The sequence below is a fragment of the Leuconostoc carnosum genome (assembly GCF_014207505.1).
In the GTDB taxonomy this organism is placed as follows: domain Bacteria; phylum Bacillota; class Bacilli; order Lactobacillales; family Lactobacillaceae; genus Leuconostoc; species Leuconostoc carnosum.
In genome coordinates, this window is record NZ_JACHGL010000004.1 from 32,446 (window position 1) to 57,780 (window position 25,335).

A 25,335-nucleotide genomic window follows, 5' to 3' on the forward strand; every position below is an offset into this window, starting at 1 on the left:
GTTCATTCAAATTTGACTTTCAAAGTCCAGATAAATGTGTTATTATATTGGTATAGACCAAAGTGGTATAGACCAATAAAGGTGGTACTGATATGCAAATTATTAAAGTTAAAAATGCAGCAGAAGGCGCAAATAAATCATTTGAAATTTATCAAAACGCTTTAGCGAATGGTGTTAAGGTGTTGGGACTAGCAACAGGCGCCTCACCAATTGCTTTATATGATAAATTAGCAACGAGTGATTTAGATTTTTCTGATGTGGTTTCAGTTAATTTAGATGAGTATTTAGGTTTAGATGGTAACGACCCACAAAGTTATCGTTACTTCATGAATGAGCATTTGTTTAACAAAAAAGATTTCAAACAAACTTATGTACCAGATGGGAAACAAGCAGATCGTGATAAAGCGGTACATGACTATGATCAAATCCTTTCTCAACACCCAATTGACTTGCAGTTGTTAGGTATTGGACGTAATGGTCACATTGGTTTTAATGAACCTGGGACATCGTTTGATTCAACAACTCATATTGTCGATTTAACTTCATCAACAATTGAAGCCAATGCACGTTTTTTTGAGGACCCTTCAAAGGTACCAACGCAAGCCATATCAATGGGAATCGCATCAGTGATGGCAGCAAAAAAAATTCTCTTAGTAGCATACGGAGAAAATAAAGCTGATGCAATTGCAGCAACTATTAATGGTCCTATAACTAAGGAAGTACCTGCCTCAATTTTACAGAAACATCTCGATGTCACATTAATTATTGATGACGCAGCTGCGTCAAAATTGTGATAGAATAAACTTGTAAGCGCTTAAAAGAATAAGGAGGAAATACGCTAATCCGGACAAACACACTGCTTTCTACAACTCAGTGGTTGGTCAACTTTTTAAGCTAAGGATAGCGTTTGAAGCACAATGGCACACATCACATTTGATACAAAGAATATTGAAAATTTCGTGGCAGAACATGAAATTTCAGAAATGCAACCATTAATTACAATGGCTGATCAACAATTACGTAACCGTTCAGGAGTAGGGGCTGAATATTCTGATTGGATTACATTGCCAACAGATTACGATAAAGAAGAATTTAATCGTATTCAAGTAGCTGCTAAGCAAATTCAGTCAAAATCAAAGGTTCTGGTTGTTATTGGTATTGGTGGATCATATCTTGGTGCCAAGATGGCAGTTGATTTCTTAAATCCTGTTTTTAATAATGAATTATCAGATGAACAACGCTCAGGCGTTAAGGTGTATTTTGCAGGTAACTCAACATCAGCTTCATATCTCAATGATTTAGTACGTGTAATTGGTGATCAAGATTTTTCTGTTAATGTGATTTCAAAATCAGGAACAACGACCGAACCATCAATTGCTTTCCGTGTCTTTAAACAGTTATTGGAAAAGAAATATGGTGTTGCTGAATCTAAAAAGCGTATCTATGCAACAACAGATGCAAATCGTGGTGCTTTGCATGATGAAGCCGCAGCTGAAGGTTATGAAACCTTTACTATTCCTGATGGCGTTGGTGGTCGTTTTTCAGTACTAACAGCAGTTGGGTTGTTACCAATTGCAGCCTCAGGTGTAGACATTGAAGCACTAATGTCTGGTGCAAAAGATGCGCAGGACCAGTACTCTGAAGCCGACGTAACGAAAAATGAAGCTTATAAATACGCCGCCGTACGTCGTATATTATATGATAAGGGCTATACGACTGAACTCTTAATTAATTGGGAACCTTCAATGCAATATTTGTCAGAATGGTGGAAACAATTGATGGGTGAATCTGAAGGCAAAAACCAAAAAGGCATCTACCCTTCATCAGCTAATTTCTCAACTGACTTGCATTCATTAGGTCAATACATTCAAGAAGGTCGTCGTGACTTATTTGAAACGGTAGTTAAGTTAGATAACCCTGTATCTAACTTGGATTTGCCACATGAAGAAGGTAATAACGACGGTTTGCAGTATTTGGAAGGCATTACAATTGATGAGGTCAATACAAAAGCTTCTCAAGGTGTTACTTTAGCCCATGTTGACGGTGGTGTGCCAAACTTGGCAGTTCATATCCCTGCTCAAGATGCTTATTCACTTGGTTACTTGATTTATTTCTTTGAAATGGCTGTTGGTGCTTCGGGTTATACATTTGGAATTAACCCATTTAACCAACCCGGCGTTGAAGCTTATAAGACAGCAATGTTTGCTTTATTAGGTAAGCCTGGCTATGAGGAAGCAACTAAAAAGTTCCGTGCACGTTTAGACAACTAATAAGATAAGATATTTTTAAAACATCCAGATTTTTCTGGGTGTTTTTTTGTGACAAAAATTGTGGTGCTCCGTATGATGATGTATAGAAGGAGCGAACATGAATGATATTTTAGAGGCAGCTATTGAACAAAAAGTAAATGATATTTATCTTTTACCCACCGAGGATCAACAATATGTGATTAAGTTTCATCTTGATGGTCAAGCAGTGACATTTAAACAAATATCTGAAATAAATGCGCAAACGATGATTTCAGCGCTTAAATATCGTGCCAAAATGAATATTTCAGAACGCAGGCGACCACAATTAGGTCGTTTTCAAAATGATGAGATTTGGCTACGTGTATCTACTGTTGGTGATTTTTTGAACCGAGAAACAGTTGTTTTGCGACTTATTTATCCGCAAAGGCAGACACAAAATTGGCTCGTTTCTCAACAGTTTGAAGCAATACAGACAGCATTGCCGAGTGCAGGTCTATTTTTAATTTCTGGGCCAACAGGGTCTGGGAAAACAACAACTCTTTATCGTCTATTAGACCAATTAGCAGATGATAAACTCGTATTGACAATTGAAGATCCAGTTGAAATTCAACAACCAAAATTTGTGCAATTACAAGTTAATGAAGATGCTGGTATTTATTATGATGAGTTAATCAAAGTAGCACTACGACATCGACCAGAAATTTTATTAGTAGGTGAAATTCGTGATAAGAAAACGGCGCAGGCAGCCGTTCAAGCCGCACTAAGTGGGCATTTGGTATTAAGTACTGTGCATGCTATGTCAGCACGTGATGTTATTGTACGGTTACAGGATCTAGGCGTCGATCATATGAAACTAATGGCGGCATTGGCTGGTGTTGTTTATCAACGTTTATTGCCAACTAACAACCATCAACAAGCAGCCATCATGGATATGCTCAATGATCATCTACTTGAACGTGTTATGCGTGGTGATGAGATTCCTAAATTTTCAAAAAAATGGCAGGAGGTGTTACAACATGCAATGGAACAGCAAATTATTTCGCAAGAAACATGTGAAATCTATCAAAAGCTTTAGTTCACACGACCGCGTACTATTTTTCCAAGAGTTAGGAGAATTGTTGCAATCAGGTTATAGTCTTGCGCAAAGTTTAGATATTTTAGTCAGTGCGCATGTGAAATGGCAAGATAGGCTAAATCAAATTATAGACGACTTAAATCATGGTATTAAATTACATATTGCACTTGAACCACATGCTAATCATCAAATTATTTTACAAATCAAACTAGCTGATCAACATGGTAATTTGTCTCAAACATTGGTTGCGATTGGGCAAAGCCTAGCCAAATTACAACAACAAGAACATAAAGTAGCACAAGTCATGCGTTATCCTTTAATTTTATTAGGTATTTTAGGCCTTATGTTGGTAGGATTGAAATATTTTCTATTTCCAATTTTAAATCAATGGCAAAATGAAACAACAACTGTTTATGCATTAAATCACACATATGCCTATCTATTTATTGGGACAGTGGTCTTGCTATTATTTGGTGTTTGTATGATCTGGCGTAGTCATACACCACGGCAACGTTTGATATTACTGGTTCACATACCAATTATAGGAAAAATTATCGAGACAATCATAACATATCAAGTCGCACAACAATTAGCCATTTTATTATCCAGTGGTGTAACTGTACCTGAAATTTTAGACGACATTAGTCAGTCGCACAAAAAGGATATGGCAGTTGCTCTAGTGAAACATGCACGTCAATCTTTAGAAAAAGGAGAGACAATAGAGGCCTATGTGCTAAAACAACCTTATTTGAATCGTTCGTTAGCCGGGTATTTTGCACGTGGACATGAACCACGTGTGTTAGCTGATTATTTAGCTTACTATGCGAAAACACAGTTTCAGTTACTCATGCAACAAACGGACCGGTTAATCGGTACGTTACAACCATTATTTTTTGGCATCATTGGATTAGCCATTGTTGGCCTATATATGTCTATGTTACTGCCCATGTATCAATCAATTGGAGGATTATATCAATGATATTATTAAAACGTCGTAAATCAGCTTTTACATTAATTGAAGCAGCTATTGTACTATTTATCATTAGTTTACTAATGCTACTGATTTTACCCAATCTTAACAATCAACGTAAAAAAGCTGTTGATACACATGCAACTGCGATGGTATCAACAGTTCAGACACAAATTGATCTATATGAGAATGAACATCCACAAAATCATAATGTAACGATGGATAATTTAGTACATGATGGTTATTTAACCAATAAGCAGGTACAAAAAGTTAAAGATTTAAATATTACAATTACCAATAATGAAGCACACAAATAGTGCTTTTACCTTATTAGAATCTCTTATTGTACTGACGATTGTTGCTAGTATGTTACTCATTGGTGGGCAAAAAATATCTCATCAGCAAAATCCGGATCAGTGGTTTCATGCGTTTGATGGTCGTTGGCAACAAGCACGTTTAATGGCGCAAAAGGAACAAAAAGTACAAGTCGTCAAGTTTGAAGCAAGTGGTGTATCATTTGATGACAAAAAAATTAAATATCCAAAAGGCTATCTCAATTCAAATACAAAGACCTTGAATATTTTAGCAACAGGATATGTCGCGCCAACTACCATAATACTAGATAACGGGCAGAAGGTAATTAAAATTGTTTTTAGTTTAGGAGGTGGTGATTATCGTACCGAAATTCAATAAACCCGCATTTGTCTTGTCTGAATCATTAATTGCTTTGAGTTTAATCAGCTTGGCATTAGCGGTTGAATATGATCAGGTGAAAAATTTCAATCACCAAAAGCAACGATTACAGTTGAAAGAAAAGCGTGTTCAATTGGAGCGTATTGCGACAATTAACGTTTGGAATGATTATGTTGACAAGAAATAAATCGGCGTTTACATTACTAGAATCCTTAGTAACATTAGCCATAACAGCATGTGTTTTACTAACTATTGAATTTTGTTTACCCTTATTGCACACTAATTCAAATACACCACCCGATATTGCTTTTAAAGGTGTGATACATCAAATTGAAATACAACGTTATCAATTTGTGAACGCGAATGAACACCAAGTTGCTTTAAGAAGCTCTGAAGGTAAGCGCATGCTACTTGAGGTCAAAAATAATAAGTTACAATTATCAGCTGTGGGTGCAGGACAAATTATTTTACAACAAAAAGTGAAATCATTAACTGTCAAAAATTGTCGAGGATATTTTATCCTTAAATTATTAACACATGATGATCAGACAGTTGACGCATTATTATATTTGCCAAAGGAAAAATAAATGATAAAACGTCAATCAGCTACCATTTTAGTGTCTACAATAATAATTATGGGTGTATTAAGTAGTGTCTTCTTACTACAAAATGTGGCTTTTAACGCGCAATTACGTGCAAGATCTGAATTAATAGAGTTAACGGTCATTGATAATATACAATTACAAGCGAGTCTGAAGTATAGTCAACAAAAAGCTCATAATCAAACAGTTGGTGAGGCAAACGTCATTGTTACAGGTGATAAGCTTCTTATTAATTACAATGGCACGCGCTATACACGTCAATTGCTTGTGAAACCAACTTGAAAAACATGTTTAAAACCGATAAAATAAGGCTATGACACAAGAAAATATAGCACGGTATTTCAACGCTCTAACTCAAGGTGCGCAGGCGTTATCACACGATGCCGACCTCAGCATGATTGATGGACTGATTGAAGTAATAGCAGACATTAATGCTGGTGATGTTCATCATGAACAGGGGAAACCAACACCAGCAGTCACAGAACAAATACAAAATATTATTGCTAAGATAGATTGGCAAAATGCGACATCGACTGATTTAAGGAAAGCTGTGCAATTAGCGATTTTAAAGGTTAATCGTGATGATCAGACGCAGGCGAATCATCAAATAACACCAGATGGTATTGGCTATCTATTGGCAGATTTGATATTACAGACAGCCGAATTGAAAGATGGTGATACCTTGCTAGATTTTGCTGTAGGTACGAGTAACTTGCTCAACACTGTCAACGGCATTGTCGAGATGAATGATATCGCGGTAAAACGTATAGGTATCGATAATGATGATATCCAGTTAGCATTAGCTGCAGCGGCAGATGAACTAATTAATCACGATACAACAACTTTCTATCAGGAAGATGTTGTATCGTTGGATGCTGATATACCTAAAGCCAAGGTTGTGATTGCCGATTTGCCTGTTGGTTATTATCCGATTCAACCTGAAGGTGCATATATCACACAGGCAGATGATGGTAGATCATTTGTTCATCAACTCATGATTGAAAAAAGCGTAGATTTTGTAACTGATGATGGTTGGATATATTTAATCGTACCCGCTAATATATTATCAGATAAAGATTCCAAAAAATTACTGCAATTTGTGACTAATGAAACGCGCCTTAAAGCTTTTTTACAATTACCTAACGATTTTTTCCAAGATCAACGCGCCGCAAAAGCTATTTTAGTTCTTCGAAAGCGTGATACTATTGGTAATAGCGAGGTATTAATGGGGCAGTATCCGACACTCAAAGATATTAAAGCTTTGCAAAAATTTTTGCAAGATATTAAAACATGGGTTAAACTGGATAAAGAACAAGACAGGGCGTGAATTGCTGTTAAAAACAGCATGAAAATCTAAGGTGTTATTAGGTAATTTAATTAAAAATAAGCGCCTTATATTTTTATACTCAGCAGCTTGTAACGTGTTTTTAAGAAAGACAGGTAGAATTAAATCATGGCTAAAACAATGGCTGTTAATGCAGGTAGTTCATCACTGAAATTTCAATTGCTAGACATGCCCGCGGAGCGAGTAATCGCACAGGGTGTTATTGAGCGTATTGGTATGGACGATGCTATCGTAACAATTAAGTATGGTGTATCTATTGCATCAGAAAATGCCGTTGATCATTTAGAAGATGATGAGCATATCACCTTATCAAAAGATGGTAAAGGCAAGAAGTATGAGAATGTCTTAGCTATTAAAGATCACCAACAAGCAATTAATTTTATGTTACAAAAATTGACAGACTTAGGAATAATTGCTGACTTTAATGAAATCACAGGTGTTGGGCATCGTGTTGTTGCAGGTGGCGAGTGGTTTAACCATTCTGTTGTTGTAACTGATGATGTGTTAACTAAAATTGATCGTTTGGCAGATTATGCACCATTACATAATCCAGCTAATGCGATGGGTATTCGTGCCTTTCAAAAGTTATTACCTCATGCCTTATCAGTAGCTGTTTTCGATACATCATTTCATCAGACAATGCCTGAAGAGAACTACTTGTATTCGTTACCATATGAATATTATACGCGTTATGGTGCACGTAAATATGGCGCACATGGTACATCACATCGCTATGTATCTGCACGTACTGCCCAATTATTAGGAAAAGATTTAAAAGACCTGAAGTTAATTACACTACACTTAGGTGCAGGGGCCTCAATTACCGCAGTCCAAGGTGGCAAATCAATTGATACATCCATGGGGTTCTCACCATTAGCTGGTTTGACTATGGCAACACGTTCAGGGGATGTTGATACATCACTTGTTTATTACATTCAAGAACGTGAAGGTTTGTCGAATGAAGAAATGACTAATATTTTAAACAAGAAATCAGGCTTGCTTGGTATTTCAACTATTTCTTCAGATATGCGTGATCTGCTAGATGTTCAAGATACACATGACCATGCAAAATTAGCTGTAAATATCTTTGTTAACCGTGTTGTGAAATATGTTGGTCAATATGTTGCTGAAATGGGTGGTGTTGATGCGATTGTATTTACAGCGGGTATTGGAGAAAATTCAATTCCTGTACGTAAAATGATTGTTGATAAGTTAGGATATTTTGGTATCACGCTTGACGAAGAAGCCAATAATGTTCGTGGAGATGAGGTTGAAATTTCAACTAAAGACTCACGTGTCAAGGCACTATTAATTCCAACTAATGAAGAATTAATGATTGCTCGCGATGTCGAAGCCCTTAAGTAATCTGTTTTTAATCTACAACGCTCAAGAGTATGATAAAATATACAAAGTCGACTAGTATTTAGTATGCTAGTCGCTTTGCTATTATAATGATATTTTTAAAGGGTGAATCATGGAATCCAGAAAAGCACGGCATCAACATGAAATCAAGGCTGCAGAAGCAATAAATGCTAGCCAACATAAATCAAAATATAAAACACAGTCACAAACAGCCAATCACGATGGTGGAGGACCGCGAAAAAGGAAGCGGGGGCCAAAAAGACGATTGATAGGATTATTAGTGATCCTGGCTATAGTTATTGGTGGTGTATTTTTGGGTAAAAATTTACTTGATAACAAAAATGCAGCATTAGATCCTGAAAATACAACGTTTAAAACAATTAAAATTGAAACAGGATCGACACCAGCCCAGATGGGTCAAATCTTAGAAGATAAAAAAATTATAAAAAGTGGTCACAGCTTTTATAAGTATGCGATGTCGCAAGGTGCTGAAAAATTGCAGGCTGGTACCTACCAGCTTTCACCTTCACAAACAGTAGAGTTGATTTTTTCACAGATGGCAGCTGGACCAGGTGCCTCACCAAAGTTACCAAAGGGTTATGTGTTGATATCGGTTGGTCAAACTTCTGGTCAAGTTGCGCAAAATATTGCAAACGAGGTGAAAGATGTGTCACCTCAAAGTATGATGAAAGCTTTTGACGACAAGGCACTTACTGCTAAGATGGATAAAAAATATCCTGACTTACTAAGGGGTGTCGAAGCGTCTAAAACTAATGAAGCCAAATTACTTGACTACGTGTATCCTCAAGCGTTTGATTTAAGCCAAGTTAAAACAGCTGATGATGTGGTTGAAAAACTTTTGGCAGTATCAAATACAACAATGACACCGTATTACAAAACGCTAAAAGAAAATAACATCCAGACACCTAATATTATGGCGTTATTGGCAACATCAGGAAAAGGTGAATTTGAAAGACGTTTGGCTTTTGTGAAGAAAATTGCGCCATATGCTCAAAAGTTAGCCAAAAAATATGATATTTTAGCATCTATTTCTATTGCACAAGCTGCGCATGAATCAAACTGGGATAATTCAAAACTATCGTCTAAATATAATAATTTCTATGGTGTGAAAACACAGGATGAGACACCTGGCAAGTCTGTAGTATTAACAACTACTGAATATGTCGATGGTAAAGCAGAAACTCAGAAAGCGCGATTTGCTATTTATGATAGTTGGCAAGATAGTATGAAGGAACATGCTGAGACCATTGTTAACGGTAACACATGGAATCCTACACAATTTAAAGACGTATTAGCAGCGAAAAACTATAAGCAAGCTGCTAAAGCACTATATGACAATCATTATGCAACTGATGTTAATTATACGAAGTTATTGACAAATGTCATAGAAACTTGGAATATGCAGCAGTATGATAAGTAACATAAAAAATCTCGTAGATGAGAAAATCTATGGGATTTTTTTAAATAAATAAGTTGATGTTAAAATTTGAAACCGTTTACAGAAATTTTACTAAAAGGGTTGTGTAAACGTTTTCATTCGTGTAAAATAGTTTTTGTGATTAAATCATGTTTTCAGAACATGATAATATGAAGGAGCAGTAGTATATTATGAATGCAGCAATTTTATTAGCCCTCGTACCAGCATTAGCTTGGGGATCAGTGGGTCTTGTTAATACCAAAATGGGTGGTTCAGCTGGACAGCAGACGTTAGGAATGACTTTTGGTGCGCTAATTTTTGGACTTGGGACAATGTTTTTTTATGTTATGCCTAATCATGCTTATATGGGTTCAGAAATTTGGGTAGTTGGTTTGGTATCAGGTTTAGTATGGGCGGTAGGTACTGCGGGACAATTCTTAGCGATTAAAGATCTCGGTGTATCGCTTGCTATTCCATTGTCGACTGCTGGTCAAATTGTTACCAATGCTTTAATGGCAGCAATTGTCTTAGGAGACTGGAAAACAGGAAGAATGTGGGCAATTGGCGTTATTTCGATTATTGCTGTTGTTATTGGGGCAACACTAATTTCAGCACGTGATCGCGCATTAAATTCAGGAATTAACGATCAAGTGCAAGCAAATAATATGACAAAAGGCCTAGTCTACTTAGCCATTTCAACAGCTGGATTCATGTTTTACTTTGTTCTACCCAATTTTTTAAATAAAATTGGATACATTTCTGATACGATTAAGTCAGAACACAATGGTGTTGACTACATGACTGCCATTGTTGGACCTCAAGCGTTTGGTCAAGTAATTGGTGCTTTCTTGATTGTTATCTTTGTCTTAAAAGAAGCAGATAAAATGTTTGCAAAACCAACTTGGAAAAATATTGTTACTGGGTTAGTTTGGGCTATAGGAAACATTTTCATGTTTATATCAGCAGCCAACCCAGCAATTGGTCAGACAATTGCGACAACATTCTCACAACTGGGAATTATTGTGGCAACATTTGGTGGTATTTACTTATTAGGTGAAAAGAAATCTAGCTATCAAATGCGACTGATCGTTATTGGTACGATTTTAGTTGTAGTAGGTGCTATTATTATTGGTAATATTAACTCATTTACTTGATTTAAAAAAGCTGGGACATTTAGTTCCCAGCTTTTTTATATACAAAAAAACCTGCCGAAGCAAGTTTTTGAATAGTGTTACTTTTCAACTTTTAGTATTTCAACACGGATACTTTCGCCACTTGGTAATGGTACAGTTACTGTGTCACCAACTTTTTTACCAAGTAAGGCAACAGCCATAGCTGATTCGTTAGAAATTTTTCCGGCAATTGGGTCAGATTCTGTTGATCCAACAATTGAATATGTTTCTGGTTCTTCATCAGGTAACTCTTTAAAAGTTACCATTTTGCCAAGAGAGACTTCATCTGCTGCTGTTGCATTTGGATCTATAATTTCAGCACTTTCAATCATTTTTCTCAATGTTTGGATGCGGCCTTCAACAAAGGCTTGTTCATCTTTGGCAGACTGATATTCTGAATTTTCTGACAAATCACCGTATGAACGGGCAATTTGGATACGTTTTGTAATTTCTGGGCGTTGATTAGCAATAAGATCTTCCAACTCAGCTTCAAGCTTAGTACGGCCTTCAGCTGTCATTGGAAATGTTTTTTCTTCTGACATCTTTTTAAATTCCTTTCATTATGACTTATTCTATAAATAGTAAGCAGAACGAGCATATCATGGTGAACGCTATCTTGCAAGTATTTTATTATAAATGAAAGGGACTAGTAGCGTGGCACTTGCTAGTAATGAAATATATAGCCCTATCAAAAAATAGGGTGGTGTGTAAGTGAATTGGATGATGTGTTGTCCTGGTGTTGTTTTGATGGCCAAAAAATAGTCGGCAACTTGCTGTGCTTTAATTGGTCGGCCATCAATTTTGATACGCCAACCAGGCGCGTCAGGGATAGTTGTCATAATCAGTGGTTTATCAGCAGTTGTGGTGATTCTCCCTTTAATCATGCGTTCATCACGGCTAATTATACGTAAGGGGTTTGCTTTGAAATTAAGGGCATCACGTTGAAATTCGTTATTATTGACACGATAAAGCGTTACATTGTTTAATACAAGCATTGTCGTATTTTTAAATCGAATAGTAATAGTTTGCGTTTGATTTTTAGCATGTGTTGCTAAATTAATCAAGACAGTATGGCGATAGCTACTAAATTGTGTGATGACTTTATTATTAATTAATAAATCAAAATCTTTAATAGGTAAGCCATTACCAATGGTTAGGTAGTAACTATCATCGGTTTGTGGTGTAAATTTCAAATCTAAACTAGCTGGTTTTGTGTTATTCACACGTGTAAGAGCAGCACCAGTGATTGTTGTCGGCGTATTAACATTATGACCAATTGCCTGTTGAAAGTTTTCGGAAGTAACAGTTGAGCGAGAATTACCTGTTAAAGCTTGCCACAGATTACCTTGATTTATCAAGGGGTTATTGTGTAACATTGTTGTTTTGAGAGCGGCATCGTTAGCCGCAAAAGCAATTGGTAAAGCTTGTGGGTTTTGCCAAACATTGGTTGTGCCGGCTTTTGATTTAAGTAAGTACCTTGAAGTGTCGGGACGAAAGCCAATGAGATGCGTACTAGGTTGGCCAGCTTTGCCATTATCAGTACCATTCGGTGTCACTAAATACTTCATATTGAGTAGGGCATCAGACAGTACGCTACCATTACTATAGACAACATAATTATCGCCATCTGGCTGTCCGAAGTTGCCAAAAAAGTTTGGTGTCTTTTTTGGCAATGCTGAACTAAAGTGTGAACCACTATAATAATCAAGCATCATAGCATCGCCACGTGTTCGTTGGAAAGTTTGAGCAACTCGATACCATGAGGTGTCTTTTTTAATTGTCTTATTTGCTGTTTTAAGTGCTTTGACTGTATTTTGATATTCAGTATTTGTTAGGTAAGAAAAATGATTAAGAGATAGGATCACATTGGCAGCAAGAGATAATGTGGTGAGTAATAGTAAAATTGGTAAACGCAGACGATCGGTCGTGTTAAAAGTAAATTGCGCCAATGTGAGTAGCGCAAGACTAGCAAAAATTGCAATACTTGTTGTGTCGATAAAGCTAGTTTTGTGATTTGCAAGTATCGCATAAACAACAATACCGCCAAAAGCGATGAAAAGACCAATTAGCGTTGGAACACGAGGTTGCCATCTCGGTTGCCAGGCTAATGCTGCTAGGTAAATAATGAAGAAACTGATAATAAAACTAAAACGATAAGGATACCAGACAGGATATTGAAAGCCATGGAAAAATAAGGTGAGTGGCGCCCACGTTGTTGCAGCAAACAAAAATAGCAATATTAATAAGGCACCTATTTTAACAGACCAATGTAATAGACGTGTTGTGAAAAAAGCAACGCAAGTAATTAAAATAAAGGAAGCTACATAAAAATTAGCTTGCCCGGATTGCATTTGATTAAAATCAAAACTACCAGGGATTAATTTAAGGAGTAATTTAATTGGATGATTATCAAACTTGAGTGACCAATCTGAACTGTATTGTGCCTTACCGAGTTGTAGCTGATAGTATGTTGGTAATATAAGCCAAGCACTTAAGCCACCACCAACTAAACTACCGATAGTAAAAGCTTTAATGGTTTGCCAACGTGAGTGAATTTGATTTGGCCAAGAAATGCGCCAAACAGCATAAAGAACAATGAAGATAGCAATCATATAACCAATATAGTAATTGCTTATAATCGCTAATGCTAATAAAAGAGAATAACGCCACCATGAACCATGCTTAAAGAGTTGTTCGATTTGATAAATAATAAGTGGTAACAAGATTGCCGAGTCTAACCACAGTAAATTCAGATCATTAGCTACAAACCAGCCAGAAAGTGCATAGTTAATGGCAAAAAGGGTAATATAGTGACCATTTTGAATCTGAAGTTTTTGTAATAAGTAAGCCATTGATACGCCAGCAGCGCCAAATTTTAGTACAGTTACCAATAGAATTGCAGCTGGTAGATGATTAATTGACACAAACAAGTAAATTAAATTAAATGGGCTCATCAAATAATAGGCCCATTCACCCAACATATCGCCACCTAAGGCATTACTAAATGAGTAAAAGAAACTACTAGGATGTGATAATAAAGTATGTTTAAAAGCAGCAAACTGGTCAATGTATTGCTGTCCTAGATCAACAGTTAGAATAGAGCTACTCCCAAAAGGTGCCATACCGCGATAAGCAAAATAGCTCAACATGATAATTGCTGGAATCCAAAAACTTAATGCTAGTGGTGAATTAAAAATCTTTTTTTTGTTCATGATACTAATATACCAAATTTTAATCATAATTTTAGCGCGAAAGCAAGATTTGTGGTAATCTAAATAGAGTAATTTATCAACAATTGGGGTCAATCATGCAACGCAATCCGTACTTAGAAGATCGTGACAAAAAAAATAGTGCTAGTGCTAATTTGCCAGTACGATTAAATATATTATTAGGTATCGCCCTGACGCTCATGATTGCACTTGTTGTGCAATTAGCTTTTTTGACGATTCAACAAGGTGCTTTTTACCAAGGAGAAGTTAATACAAGTGAACAAACGGTCGAAAAAGGCAATGTTCCTCGTGGGATGATCTATGATAACAGTGGCCGTGTCCTTGTGGGAAACAAAGCACAAGCCGCAATCACCTTTACACGAGGTACTAACGTCAATGCTAAAAAAATGTATGAAACGACCGCTAAACTATCAAAAATTTTGACTGTTGACACAGAACGATTAAATGAACGCGCGAAAACGGATTTTTATTTATCGAATGAAAAAAATAATAAAAGAATATCGGCAATTATTACCAAGCAACATAAAAATGATAAAATTGCTTTAACAGCAGCACAAATTAATGATTATGAAGTTGATTATGTTCAAAAACACAAATTAGCTGAAGATGTAGATAAAAATGCTGCTATGATATTTCAACGCATGAGTGGCGCCTATTCATTATCTACGACTTTTATTAAGGAATCAGGCGTTACGAACACAGAATTAGCCAAAATTGGTGAGAATCTCAGTAGTTTTCCTGGAGTTAAATTGGGAACGAGCTGGTCGCGTCAATATCCTGAAGGTGAAGAATTTAAATCATTAGTTGGTAATGTTACCAATGAGGCAACAGGGTTACCGGAAGACCGTTTACATACTTTGTTAGCACAAGGCTATTCTCAAAATGAACCAGTAGGTAATTCAAGTTTGGAAAAGGGGTATGAGTCTATTTTGAAAGGTTCTGCTTCACAAACTCTTGTTACAACAAGTGGAAAAGATCAAGTACAATCTTCGCAAATCAAGTACAATGGCCAGGCTGGGGATAGTTTGAAGTTAACTATCAACGCCCGTTTCCAAAATGAAGTTCAGAAAATATTAGAAGATAATCTACCAGGTGGCGATGTTGAAGGCGCTTATGCAACAGTTATTAATCCATATACTGGTGGTATTTACGCCATGGGTGGTGTTGATCGTGACCATGCGACCGGTCAAAAAACGGCTAATCCACTTGGAAACATTAATCATGCCATTGTTATGGGATCTGTCATTAAGCCAGCTGTACTGGCCACGGCCTTCCAAAAAGGGGTTATATCAGCTGATAATAATGTCTTGACTGATCAGGCCATTAAAATTCAAGGCACACAAGCAATCACATCGTATTGGAACCAAGCAGGGAACCCAACACCAATAGATGCTAAAACAGCTTTAGAGCGTTCATCTAACACCTATTTCGTACAATTAGGTATGAAGATTGGTGGACAAAATTATAGTCCAGGAGCGCCATTAGGGTTACGTTCAGATGCATTTCAGACACTTCGTAATGGATTAGGTCAATTTGGTTTAGGAACAAAGACAGGTATTGATATTTCTGGTGAAACTGGTGGTTATCGTGGACCAACAGATGCTGAAAATCAAGGAAAATATTTGTATGAAACCTTTGGACAGTATGATACTTATACGACACTGCAATTGGCACGTTTTGTTTCCACAATCGCTAATGGCGGTTACCTCGTACAACCACGTGTGGTTGGGTCTATTTTGCAAAAGCAAAAAAACAATGATCAAACTAAAACAATTTGGTCGGCATCACCAAATATTCAAGGTCAAGTAAAGTTGGGTGCTGATGAGTGGGATATTCTTAAAGATGGTATGAATCGTGTGGCTAACGGCTCTGATTCATGGAACACAGGTGGAGAAGACATGCACAAATTGAGACCACGTGTTCATGCTAAAACTGGTACGGCAGAAACGAAGACTAATGGCAATGATACATACACAGAGTCTATGGTGGCGTATGTACCAGGGCAACCATTTGCTGTAGCGATGGCCATTCCTGGAATGAATAACTACTTGGATGGTACAAACGGTAAAATATCAGCTAAAATTATTGATGCTTACTGGAAATACGTTCAAGCAAAGCCTGATTCAAAATAAGACATAAAAAGCTCGGGCAATTTGCCCGAGCTTTTTATGTCTTATTTTTCAGAAAGGGCAACCGATTGTTTGATATAATCGGTTGGGTTTAAAATTAGTTTAGTAATAAATTCAGCAACACTAGTACGTGTAACTGGGTTACCAACAATTTTTTCATGACGATCTGTTTGAATATTGAGTTGTTGCATGACGTTATCGTCTAGCAACTCATTAGGCCGAATAATCGTATAATCCAACTGAGAAGCTTCAATACGAGCTACAGCCGCAGCCTGATCACCAATGTAGGTATTTTCATTATTGACTGTACCTAACACATTTGACCAAATATCGCGTGTTTTATCAGGTAATTCATCATAAACACCAATTGTTGCTATCCAAATCAAACGCTTAACGCCGGCAGCATGCATGGCATTAACGACACTATTGGCCACTACTTTTTGGCGCCCTTCAGCACCGATATTAGCATAGACAATGTCAATATCCTTAAGCGCTTGAGCTAAGGTATTTTCATTTGTGGCATCAAGTGATTTAATGTTTTTGTCTGGTCGACCGTGTAGAGAGGTCAATTTAATCTCTGTTAGCGTATTGGCTAACATTGGAACTACAAGTTTTGCTATTTGGCCGTTAGCACCAAGAATTAATAGTTTTGTCATGACTTTATTTTAGCACGAAAAGTTTACTTGCGGTAGAATTGAAATAAGAAAGAAGAGGACGTCATATGTCATTATCGTTTCAACAACTACTCACTGCCGTACCACTTGTGTTACGTGGGGGCAATGTGCCAAATATTGTTGGCGAAGCTGGTATTGGTAAGTCAGCCTTGGTTTCAGAAATTGCACATCATATGGAAGCTCGACTATTTACTACTGTTGTTTCGTTGTCAGAGAAAGGGGACTTGGCAATACCCATTCCGCCACTCACAAAGGATGCTTTTTTAACAACTAAAAATTATGGTCAGTTAGCAGATGTAAAATTTGGGTACACACATACTTTGATTCAAATTATTCAACAAGCTGAAAGTTTTCCAAAGCAAACAATTATTTGGTTTTTAGATGAATTTAACCGTGGGTCACAAGCTGTCCAAAGTGAATTAATGAATCTGGTATTACAACGGCAGATTAATGATCTTATTTTGCCAGATAATGTGTATCTTATTTTGGCCGAAAATCCAGATGATTCAATGGCAGGATTTGAAAATGCTGAATATGCGGTACAAACTTCAGATGCAGCAATTAACGATCGTACGACACGTTTAGTCATGACAGTATCTGTGACCGATTGGTTGTCATGGGCAGAAAAACCAGGCAACCAGCGACCACATATACATCAATTGGTCAGACAATTTATAGCTGAAAATGCTGAGTTATTATATCCTCAAACACGAGGCATTGATTTGAATCCAACACCACGTGCTTGGCAACGTGTGTCAGATAATTTCTATGAACTCAGCAAACTACCTTCTCAGCAGCAAGATACTTTGTTATTTGATATCATTGCTGGAGATTTAGGAAAAGCTGTTGCAACACAATTTGTTAGTTTCGTGCATGAAAAAGTTAGTGGATTAACCGCTAAGAATATTTTTGATTCGGAACCAAAAGGCCCCAAATTACCGCAAGACATTCGTCAACAGTTTGTTCGTATGTCTGAGATTCAAAAATTAACTGTTATGAAAACAGTTTTGCTGACATCGAATTTAACATCAAACAATCATGCCGGACGTTTCGGAGAATTATTACATCTATTAGCACCAGATGGGCAATATGCATTGATTAAGCAGATGACTAATTCACCAATTTTAGATGATTTATATCGTGCCGATTCACATTATGCTAATGTTTTGTATCAACAAATTATGGATATTGCTACACGATGAATGCAGAAGATAGAGACAAATTAATTGTAGACGGGATCAAGACATTACTTGATGTGGCACCGTTATATGGTAATGTCATTATGAACTTAACTCGTGAAAATAACGATACAGCTAGTAACGCTTTATCTTTAAAATGGCAGGCTAATCAATGGCATTTGGTTATTAACCCAATATTATTGACAACTTATTTTATAAATCACACACAGATTGCACTTGCTTTTGCGCACGAGGCCTTGCATATTATCTGGCAACATCCAATACGTTATGCTGATGAGCGAGTTAAAAGTCCTAATCTGATTGATTGGGGAACAGATTTAGCCGTTAATCAATATTTACCGGTTGCATTAGGTATGTTACCAGGTGCCGTGACATTACAAACAATTTTAGGATTATATGGTAAAATGTTGCCAATTGAACAAGATTCTGCTGAATATATTGCTTTGTTGTCTGAATTAACAGAAAATCAGCCAGCACGAGGTCAAAAGCCGGTTGATGGGCATGGTGATTGGGCAAGTGCTGGTCAAGGTATTGACGAAGCAACATCAGCACTTAATTTTGTGATTGAGAAAGCAACTGAAGATACCAATCGGTCAGGGAGAGGGGACATAGCTGCTGCTGTACTGAAACAAATTGCTTCAGTTACCGTACCTAAACGTCACTGGCAAGCTATTTTACGGACTGGAATCAGCCAATTACCCACGAAAAAGAAAGCATCACACTCAAGATTTAATCGTCGGCAAGCTTATCGACTAGATTTACCAGGATCAGTGAGTGAGTATGAAGCTCAGGTGACCGTTTTTATTGATAATTCAGCTTCTATTTCTGACCATCAGGCAGGGGTTATGCTAGCAAATGCGAGGCAAATTATACAACAATTTGATGTTGAAGTGACTTTTTTTTCATTTGATACAACGGTTCATGAGATTAAAAATATCAAACAATGGCAACGTCAAGCTGGTGGTGGGACACAATTTCAAAGTATATTTGATACTTTAAAAGTAAGAAAATTCAATCCGAAACACACAGTTGTCGTCATTTTAACAGATGGAGATGGTGAAGAAACAGTATTATCTACCAAGTTTCGTCAAGTTTATTGGTTGTTGCTGTCCGACCATAAACTAAGTATTTTAGAACCATTTGGTAAAATTATGACTTTGTAGATAATGGAAAGCTGGCACAGGTAGTATGACAAAAGAATTGAGCCCACGAGATTTGAAGAGCCTCATTAATAAAGATGATCGATTTAAACGGGCAGAAGCATTATTGCAAAATCGTTGGGAATCACTATTATTAGATGCACATTTTGGTATGACAACAATAACACGTGAAGATATTAGCTTGGCACGACATTTAATTGATGCAGAAGTCATATCAACAGTCGTAGATTTACGAACTTTTTCGGGCATCAAAAAATTTATTATGACGAACCAATCCCGCTTGTCAGAAGATGTGATTAGAACATTAAAGGAGCCTTTCTTATGAAAATTAACTTAGTTTTAGCACCTGAACAGTTACCAGCACAACTATTGGCATTCCAAACTGCTAACTCCGCACATTTTTTCTATTTAGGCAAAGAAACGCAACTTTCTGGCGCAAATGTGCTGATTGTCGATGAACCAGAATTGGTTGCCCAGTTCAAGCGACCTCTTAGTTTTGATAGTCGTGTTGTGAGTGGTAATTTAGCTGGTGAAGTCATTCATCAAATATCTTTTCAGACCAAGGGTCGTAATGATGAATTGATTGAACAACTGGTCACAGGCAACGCAATTATGGCACAAAATGCGAATGGCAAAGCAGACTTTATGTTGTGGACCTTTTGGCCAGATCACCAAGCGTTGGCTAATTTTGTCAATAGTGATACTTTCAAACAAATGAAAAATTTGATGAAAAATGCTTATACAGTGAGTTATTTTCATATTTCATCAGCAGACCAACTGTCTTTGACACATCAAATGCGTGATTTTGACGATAAAACGTGGTGGGGTTAACATTTTAATCTTGCATAAATAATTGTTCTACGTTACAATAATGCCATGAGTTAATAATCTATCTGGGGTGCCTTTTTGGCTGAGAAATACCCATTGAACCTGATCATGATAATGCATGCGAAGGGAGATAACATCTACGATAACTACTTAAACTGCTTATATTGTGTAGTCGTTACCTGTTCTCCTAACGTGAAGATCAGGTAACGGCTTTTTTTGATCTGTCAGATAGTATTTTAAATATTAACTAAGTTAGAAAATAATTTAAAATGAATAGAGGATTTAATGATGAAACTATCAGAACTCAGACAGCAAACACCACTTGTCTTTAATTACGCTAATTATGTCACACCACAACTCGTTGCCAATGTTGTGAATGTTATTGGTGGTTCACCAATTATGGCGCGTGAAATTGAAGAATTTAAAGATTTAGTCTCACTAAGTGATGCCGTAGTTGTTAATACAGGTACATGGCAACGTGAGGAATTACCTGCAGCAATTAAACTGATGCAGTTAGCCAACCAAACTGAGACAGTTGTCGTCTTAGATCCTGTTGCTGTAGCTATACCCTCAAGAAGTGTACCCGTCAAATCACTAATTTCAGAATCTCAGGTAAATATCATTCGTGGAAATGCCGCAGAAATTGCTTGGTTTGCTGATGTTGATTTTGCTAGTCATGGTATTGATGCAACTGGTGATGGGGATGTTGCATATATTGCCAAATTAGCTGCACAAAAAACTGGTGCTATTATTGCATTGAGTGGTAAAAAGGATGTGATAAGTGATGGCGAAAGTACAATAAGCATTGCAACTGATGTGCCACTTTTGGCAACTAATGTTGGTACAGGTGATGCTTTATCTGCTTTGATTGGTGCATTTAATGGTGATAGTATCTCATTGGATAATACGGTACGTGCTATGGCAACGATGAAATTAGCTGGGCTTAAGGCGACTAAAAAAGTAGCAACACCTGGTTATTTTTCAAATCAATTGTTAGATGAGTTATATCTGTTGCCAGAAGAAGAATTAGAAGATTTCATTAAGCAAGAGGTGACGCATGATTAATGAAACACCACAAGTACTAACCATTGCTGGTACTGACTCGAGTGGCGGGGCAGGCATTTCAGCTGATTTGAAGACTTTTGCAGCTCAGGGTGTTTATGGTGCTAATGTGATCGTATCAGTGACAGCACAGAACACAATTGGTGTACAGCAAGTTCAAATGATTCCAGCAAATATGGTAACAAACCAAATAGAATCTGTCGGAGCTGATTTGAAAATACGCGCTTTCAAAACTGGTATGCTGGGTGATGCCCTGACAGTTCAAACTGTGGCTGATGCCATTAAAAAGCAACAATTCGGTGATTTTATTTTAGACCCTGTGATGATTGCAAAAGGTGGTGCACGGTTGTTGGCTGAAGAAGCTATTGATGCTGTTAAAAAAGAATTACTGCCATTAGCCACATTAGTCACACCAAACATTCCAGAAGCGGAAGTATTATCTGGCCGTACGATTAGTACCCATGAAGATGTGCAAAAGGTGGCGCAAACTATTCAAAAGCTTGGGGCAAAAAATATTTTATTAAAGGGTGGACATGCTGAAGGGCAAGCAGTTTACGACTATGTGTTGTTGGAAGATGGAACACATTTTTGGTTGAAAAGTATGCGCGTGAATACTGTGAGAACCCACGGTACAGGCGATACAATTTCAGCAGCCATTACAGCACAATTAGCCTTAGGTAAGGCATTAAAAACAGCGATTATTTTGGCTAAATCTTATGTTGATGCCACAATTCGCGAAGGTATTTCAGTAGGGCATGGTCATGGACCTCTGAATCATTTGGCGATGGTTAAGCCATTAAATTCTCCGGAGGTGTTGGATGACATTTGATAAAAGCATGTTAGCGCGTTACTTTGTTTTAGGTACGCAAAATGTTGCTAATGAAGCAGAATTTTTTAATATTTTAGAACAAGCTTTGGTAAGTGGCATTACTTTATTTCAGTTTCGTGAGAAAGGACAACATGCATTAACTGGGAATGATAAATTGCGTGTTGCTCAGCAAGTACGCCAATTAACAACGAAATATCGTGTGCCATTGGTCATTGATGATGATATCGCATTGGCACATGTTGTCAACGCGGATGGCGTTCATTTTGGGCAAGGTGATGGTAATATTTCTGAAAATATTAAGGCAAGTGCGCCTTTATTCGTAGGTGTTTCGGTTTCAAATCAAGCCGAGTATGATCGGATTGCTGGTTTGCGTGGTATTGATAATATTGGTATTGGTCCGGTATATGAGACAACTACTAAATCAGATGCTAGTCCAACAATTGGTATTGCAGGTCTCAACAAAATTGTTAATCAAAGTCAATGGCCTAGCGTCGCAATTGGTGGCATTACCCAAAAGAATTTACCAGATGTTTTAGCTACAAATGTTGATGGCGCAGCAGTGGTTAGTATGATTACTCAGAGTAAAAACATTTCAGAAACTATAAATATATGGAAACAACTTTAACAGTTGTTTTTTTTTGCAATTAAACCATATATAAGGTATATTATATTATATAAGAAACAGTATATAAGGAGAAATAGCATGAGCATACAAACACCGACAGAATTGCTCGATGGTACAGTGTTAGCTATTTTAGAGAAGCAAGATTTATATGGTTATGCGCTCACAAAAGAAGTTAAGCAACATGTTACTGTGTCAGAATCAACGATGTATCCAGTATTGCGGCGTTTGGAAAGGTGTGCGGAATTAACCACATACAGTGAACCATTTGAAGGGCGCATGCGGAAGTATTATCAGTTAACACAAGAAGGTCGCGAGCATTTAATTCGCATCAAAACCGATTGGAAGAATTTCGCCACGGGGATTAACGAGATTTTAGGAGAAGAATGATGAGCTATTTAGATGAATTAGAAGGTTATTTACATGCTTTACCACGCAATGAGCGTGATGACATGATGTCATACTATGAGGAATATTTTACGGATGCACATATTGATGATACATTAGCAAACCAAAAATTCGGCTCATCAAAACAATTTTCGCGTCGTCTGATTGCTGATTTTTATATGAATGAGGATGATGCCGTTGAAAATAAGCCGAAACATCAGTTACGTATGATTTGGGTTGTTATATTGGGTATTTTGGCCTCACCAATTGCTTTATCAGCTACAATTGTCGTTGCCTTTTTATTACTTGTTGTCATTGGTGTCGTATTGTCGGTGATTGTGAGTGTCATGATATCATTAGTCATCTCTGCAATATTGGCAGTATTCAGCATAATAGCGGGTATTATTATTCTCTTTAGCTCGCTCACAGGGGGAATATTTGCAATTGGTGTTGGTTCAGCAATGATTGGATTAATAATTCTTGTCGTACCATTACTGATTAATTTGACTAAAATATTAATCAGTAGTTTTGCGAAAATTATTAAACTTATTGGTCGTCGATATATCCAAAAAGGAGCAAATTATGAAGCGTAGAACAATTATCGGTTTGTCACTGTTAGTCGTTGGTGTAGTGGCAGCAACAACATCAGCATTAATTGATACCCCCGGGACAATTGTTTGGAATCAAGGTGGCATAGCTTATCAAAAAAGACGTGCCTTAACAAACGTTGATTTAACAAATCAAGTGCCTAAAGAAACAAAAAATATTCAAAAGCTTACAGTAATATCAGATGATACCAATGTATATGTGCAACAGGGCACGCAATTTTCAGTCACGCAAAATAAAGGTGGTAATGAGAAAAAAGCTCGGATAAACTATAGTAATGGTGAATTGACAGTTGATACAAAATCAAATTCACAATCTAATCGGCGCATTATGGACTTTAGTATCGGTGATGACGATGAATCTCGGATAAACTATAGCAATGGTGAACTGAAAGTTGATACAAAATCAACTTCACAATCTAATCGGCATATTGTGGGGTTTAGTATCGGTGATGACGATGATGGCATTAAAACTGGACCGAGTGTAATAATTACAATACCTAAGCAAACGAACATCAAAAATATAGACATTACTCAAAATAACGGACACGTGTCAGCTTCAGACATAGTGCTTGACAACATCAATATCAAAACGCAAAATGATGATGTTGATTTTGCTCGCGTTATCGCTAAAAATATAATTATTGATGCTAAAAATAGTGAAGTTGATTTGAACAGTGTGACATCTGATCAGTTAACGACCAAAAATTATAACGATGATTTAACTGTGAATGGTAGTACAATTAAGGATATTAATGTATCAATGCAAAATGCAGATGTTGATATTGAACATAGTGCGATCACAAAGGGTGGACGCATTACGAATCAAGGTGGAGATATTTCTTTTGAAACATCACAATTACCAACATTTTCAGCTCAAGCAACAAATGGTAATGTTGAAATCACACCACCATTTGCTCAGCAGCAGGGTACAGCTGCGCTGGTTATTCAAAATCAAAACGGCGATATTGAAATGGAATAGTTCAAATTTTTTGAACGAATACAGTGATAAATTGCTTTGGGCAACCATATCATCAATTGATTGAACATAAGAAATAAAATGGCAGGTATGGCTATTTATAAATGAAAACAATGACACTAAGTATCAAACAACGTCAAATCATACGACGATTATTACAGGTAGCAACGAGTATTGGTTTAATTGGCACAATATGCCTTGGATTCTATTTATGGTACAAAGGTTTACTCACTGACCCATCACTGCTACGACAAACAATTAAAAATTTTGGGTTTTGGGGGCCGTTAGCTTTTATTGGCGTTCAGATGATCCAAGTTATTGTTCCCATTATTCCTGGTGGTATTACGTTGGCAGTTGGCCCGCTACTATTTGGCCCGTGGTTTGGGTTTTTGTATAATTACATTGGTATTGTTGTTGGATCAATTATACTGTTTTGTATTGGGCGTTACTTTGGTACACCAATTGTTGAAACTTTTGTGTCACGAAAAATACATCACAAATATATTGATAAACTCAATAGTAAAGGTTGGGTAAAAACATTTACTGTTCTTATGGCTTTTCCCATTGCACCTGACGATGCATTGGTTTTACTGACGAGTGTGACGAAGATGCGGTTCAAGACGTTTATTTGGATATTACTTTTGAGTAAACCTATTGGGATCGCATGCTATAGCTTGCTACTGTTGTATGGTTTTGAGTGGTTAACACAATTAATTTGAATATAG

General features: G+C 36.9%; 28 protein-coding genes and 1 riboswitch. Of the genes, 25 read left to right on the top strand and 3 right to left on the bottom strand.

Annotated features, from left to right (window positions below):
• The first annotated feature begins 92 nt into the window (after positions 1–92).
• The 13 genes from HNQ98_RS05245 to HNQ98_RS05305 all read left to right on the top strand — a co-directional run bounded on the left by HNQ98_RS05245 (position 93) and on the right by HNQ98_RS05305 (position 10,888).
• Complete coding sequence (locus tag HNQ98_RS05245; protein WP_135197796.1) at positions 93–794, top strand: glucosamine-6-phosphate deaminase; 702 nt, start codon at positions 93–95, stop codon at positions 792–794.
• A 123-nt stretch (positions 795–917) separates the two neighbouring features.
• The gene (locus tag HNQ98_RS05250; protein ID WP_014974864.1) at positions 918–2,270 is read left to right on the top strand and encodes a glucose-6-phosphate isomerase; all 1,353 of its coding nucleotides are present in this window, start codon (positions 918–920) and stop codon (positions 2,268–2,270) included.
• Between the two features lie 97 nt (positions 2,271–2,367).
• A complete protein-coding gene (gene comGA / locus HNQ98_RS05255; RefSeq protein ID WP_135197795.1) occupies positions 2,368–3,324 on the top strand; it encodes a competence type IV pilus ATPase ComGA in 957 nt (318 codons plus the stop codon).
• Entirely contained in the window at positions 3,266–4,303 is a 1,038-nt protein-coding gene (locus HNQ98_RS05260; RefSeq protein WP_135198199.1) for a type II secretion system F family protein, read from the top strand. The genes comGA and HNQ98_RS05260 overlap by 59 nt, the downstream gene beginning before the upstream one ends.
• Positions 4,300–4,611 (top strand): competence type IV pilus major pilin ComGC, encoded by a 312-nt coding sequence (gene comGC, locus HNQ98_RS05265; protein WP_014974861.1) that lies wholly within the window; start codon positions 4,300–4,302, stop codon positions 4,609–4,611. The genes HNQ98_RS05260 and comGC overlap by 4 nt, the downstream gene beginning before the upstream one ends.
• Positions 4,595–4,987: a prepilin-type N-terminal cleavage/methylation domain-containing protein gene (locus HNQ98_RS05270; RefSeq protein ID WP_135197793.1), complete on the top strand. Its 393-nt coding sequence runs from the start codon at positions 4,595–4,597 to the stop codon at positions 4,985–4,987. The genes comGC and HNQ98_RS05270 overlap by 17 nt, the downstream gene beginning before the upstream one ends.
• On the top strand, positions 4,962–5,174 hold the full coding sequence (locus HNQ98_RS05275) for a hypothetical protein (protein ID WP_135197792.1): 213 nt from the start codon (positions 4,962–4,964) through the stop codon (positions 5,172–5,174). The genes HNQ98_RS05270 and HNQ98_RS05275 overlap by 26 nt, the downstream gene beginning before the upstream one ends.
• A complete protein-coding gene (locus HNQ98_RS05280) occupies positions 5,158–5,574 on the top strand; it encodes a prepilin-type N-terminal cleavage/methylation domain-containing protein (RefSeq protein ID WP_172600984.1) in 417 nt (138 codons plus the stop codon). The genes HNQ98_RS05275 and HNQ98_RS05280 overlap by 17 nt, the downstream gene beginning before the upstream one ends.
• On the top strand, positions 5,575–5,871 hold the full coding sequence (locus HNQ98_RS05285) for a hypothetical protein (protein ID WP_019040211.1): 297 nt from the start codon (positions 5,575–5,577) through the stop codon (positions 5,869–5,871).
• Between the two features lie 31 nt (positions 5,872–5,902).
• Positions 5,903–6,916 carry a class I SAM-dependent methyltransferase gene (locus HNQ98_RS05290; protein ID WP_135197790.1) on the top strand — a complete coding sequence of 338 codons (1,014 nt, stop codon included), beginning with the start codon at positions 5,903–5,905 and terminating at the stop codon, positions 6,914–6,916.
• Between the two features lie 126 nt (positions 6,917–7,042).
• Positions 7,043–8,299, top strand: a complete 1,257-nt coding sequence (locus HNQ98_RS05295) for an acetate/propionate family kinase (RefSeq protein WP_135197789.1) — start codon at positions 7,043–7,045, stop codon at positions 8,297–8,299.
• Positions 8,300–8,408: 109 nt separating this feature from the next.
• Positions 8,409–9,737: an endolytic transglycosylase MltG gene (locus HNQ98_RS05300; protein WP_135197788.1), complete on the top strand. Its 1,329-nt coding sequence runs from the start codon at positions 8,409–8,411 to the stop codon at positions 9,735–9,737.
• Positions 9,738–9,925: 188 nt separating this feature from the next.
• A complete protein-coding gene (locus tag HNQ98_RS05305) occupies positions 9,926–10,888 on the top strand; it encodes a GRP family sugar transporter (RefSeq protein WP_014974853.1) in 963 nt (320 codons plus the stop codon).
• A gap of 77 nt (positions 10,889–10,965) precedes the next feature.
• Here the strand turns inward: HNQ98_RS05305 and greA are convergent, their stop codons facing one another.
• The gene (greA, locus tag HNQ98_RS05310) at positions 10,966–11,448 is read right to left on the bottom strand and encodes a transcription elongation factor GreA (RefSeq protein ID WP_014974852.1); all 483 of its coding nucleotides are present in this window, start codon (positions 11,446–11,448) and stop codon (positions 10,966–10,968) included.
• Positions 11,449–11,517: 69 nt separating this feature from the next.
• Positions 11,518–14,118 (bottom strand): YfhO family protein, encoded by a 2,601-nt coding sequence (locus tag HNQ98_RS05315; RefSeq protein ID WP_135197786.1) that lies wholly within the window; start codon positions 14,116–14,118, stop codon positions 11,518–11,520.
• 95 nt (positions 14,119–14,213) lie between these two features.
• On the opposite strand from HNQ98_RS05315, the gene HNQ98_RS05320 reads away from it, so the two are divergent.
• A complete protein-coding gene (locus tag HNQ98_RS05320; RefSeq protein WP_184284962.1) occupies positions 14,214–16,268 on the top strand; it encodes a peptidoglycan D,D-transpeptidase FtsI family protein in 2,055 nt (684 codons plus the stop codon).
• Positions 16,269–16,309: 41 nt separating this feature from the next.
• Here HNQ98_RS05320 and HNQ98_RS05325 read toward each other — a convergent pair whose 3' ends face one another.
• Complete coding sequence (locus HNQ98_RS05325) at positions 16,310–16,921, bottom strand: NAD(P)H-binding protein (RefSeq protein WP_019040131.1); 612 nt, start codon at positions 16,919–16,921, stop codon at positions 16,310–16,312.
• A 65-nt stretch (positions 16,922–16,986) separates the two neighbouring features.
• Between HNQ98_RS05325 and HNQ98_RS05330 the strand changes: the two genes are divergently transcribed.
• From HNQ98_RS05330 to HNQ98_RS05380, 11 genes are all read left to right on the top strand, one after another.
• Positions 16,987–18,141 (top strand): ATP-binding protein, encoded by a 1,155-nt coding sequence (locus HNQ98_RS05330; protein WP_019040130.1) that lies wholly within the window; start codon positions 16,987–16,989, stop codon positions 18,139–18,141.
• A complete protein-coding gene (locus HNQ98_RS05335) occupies positions 18,138–19,301 on the top strand; it encodes a vWA domain-containing protein (protein ID WP_135197785.1) in 1,164 nt (387 codons plus the stop codon). The genes HNQ98_RS05330 and HNQ98_RS05335 overlap by 4 nt, the downstream gene beginning before the upstream one ends.
• A 25-nt stretch (positions 19,302–19,326) precedes the next feature.
• Positions 19,327–19,623, top strand: a complete 297-nt coding sequence (locus tag HNQ98_RS05340) for a hypothetical protein (protein ID WP_014974846.1) — start codon at positions 19,327–19,329, stop codon at positions 19,621–19,623.
• The gene (locus HNQ98_RS05345; RefSeq protein ID WP_135197784.1) at positions 19,620–20,129 is read left to right on the top strand and encodes a hypothetical protein; all 510 of its coding nucleotides are present in this window, start codon (positions 19,620–19,622) and stop codon (positions 20,127–20,129) included. Before HNQ98_RS05340 ends, HNQ98_RS05345 begins: the two co-directional genes overlap by 4 nt.
• A 53-nt stretch (positions 20,130–20,182) precedes the next feature.
• A riboswitch (TPP riboswitch) is annotated at positions 20,183–20,272 on the top strand.
• Positions 20,273–20,414: 142 nt separating this feature from the next.
• The gene (gene thiM, locus HNQ98_RS05350; protein WP_135198204.1) at positions 20,415–21,191 is read left to right on the top strand and encodes a hydroxyethylthiazole kinase; all 777 of its coding nucleotides are present in this window, start codon (positions 20,415–20,417) and stop codon (positions 21,189–21,191) included.
• Complete coding sequence (thiD, locus tag HNQ98_RS05355) at positions 21,184–22,017, top strand: bifunctional hydroxymethylpyrimidine kinase/phosphomethylpyrimidine kinase (protein ID WP_135197783.1); 834 nt, start codon at positions 21,184–21,186, stop codon at positions 22,015–22,017. Before thiM ends, thiD begins: the two co-directional genes overlap by 8 nt.
• Positions 22,007–22,642 (top strand): thiamine phosphate synthase, encoded by a 636-nt coding sequence (gene thiE / locus HNQ98_RS05360; protein WP_135198198.1) that lies wholly within the window; start codon positions 22,007–22,009, stop codon positions 22,640–22,642. The genes thiD and thiE overlap by 11 nt, the downstream gene beginning before the upstream one ends.
• Before the next feature lie 78 nt (positions 22,643–22,720).
• Positions 22,721–23,029, top strand: coding sequence for a PadR family transcriptional regulator (locus HNQ98_RS05365; protein ID WP_014974841.1), 309 nt, complete (start codon positions 22,721–22,723; stop codon positions 23,027–23,029).
• A complete protein-coding gene (locus tag HNQ98_RS05370) occupies positions 23,029–23,619 on the top strand; it encodes a DUF1700 domain-containing protein (protein ID WP_135197781.1) in 591 nt (196 codons plus the stop codon). The genes HNQ98_RS05365 and HNQ98_RS05370 overlap by 1 nt, the downstream gene beginning before the upstream one ends.
• Positions 23,609–24,613, top strand: coding sequence for a DUF4097 family beta strand repeat-containing protein (locus HNQ98_RS05375; RefSeq protein WP_135197780.1), 1,005 nt, complete (start codon positions 23,609–23,611; stop codon positions 24,611–24,613). The genes HNQ98_RS05370 and HNQ98_RS05375 overlap by 11 nt, the downstream gene beginning before the upstream one ends.
• 101 nt (positions 24,614–24,714) lie before the next feature.
• On the top strand, positions 24,715–25,329 hold the full coding sequence (locus HNQ98_RS05380) for a TVP38/TMEM64 family protein (protein WP_019040290.1): 615 nt from the start codon (positions 24,715–24,717) through the stop codon (positions 25,327–25,329).
• The last annotated feature ends 6 nt before the right edge of the window (positions 25,330–25,335 follow it).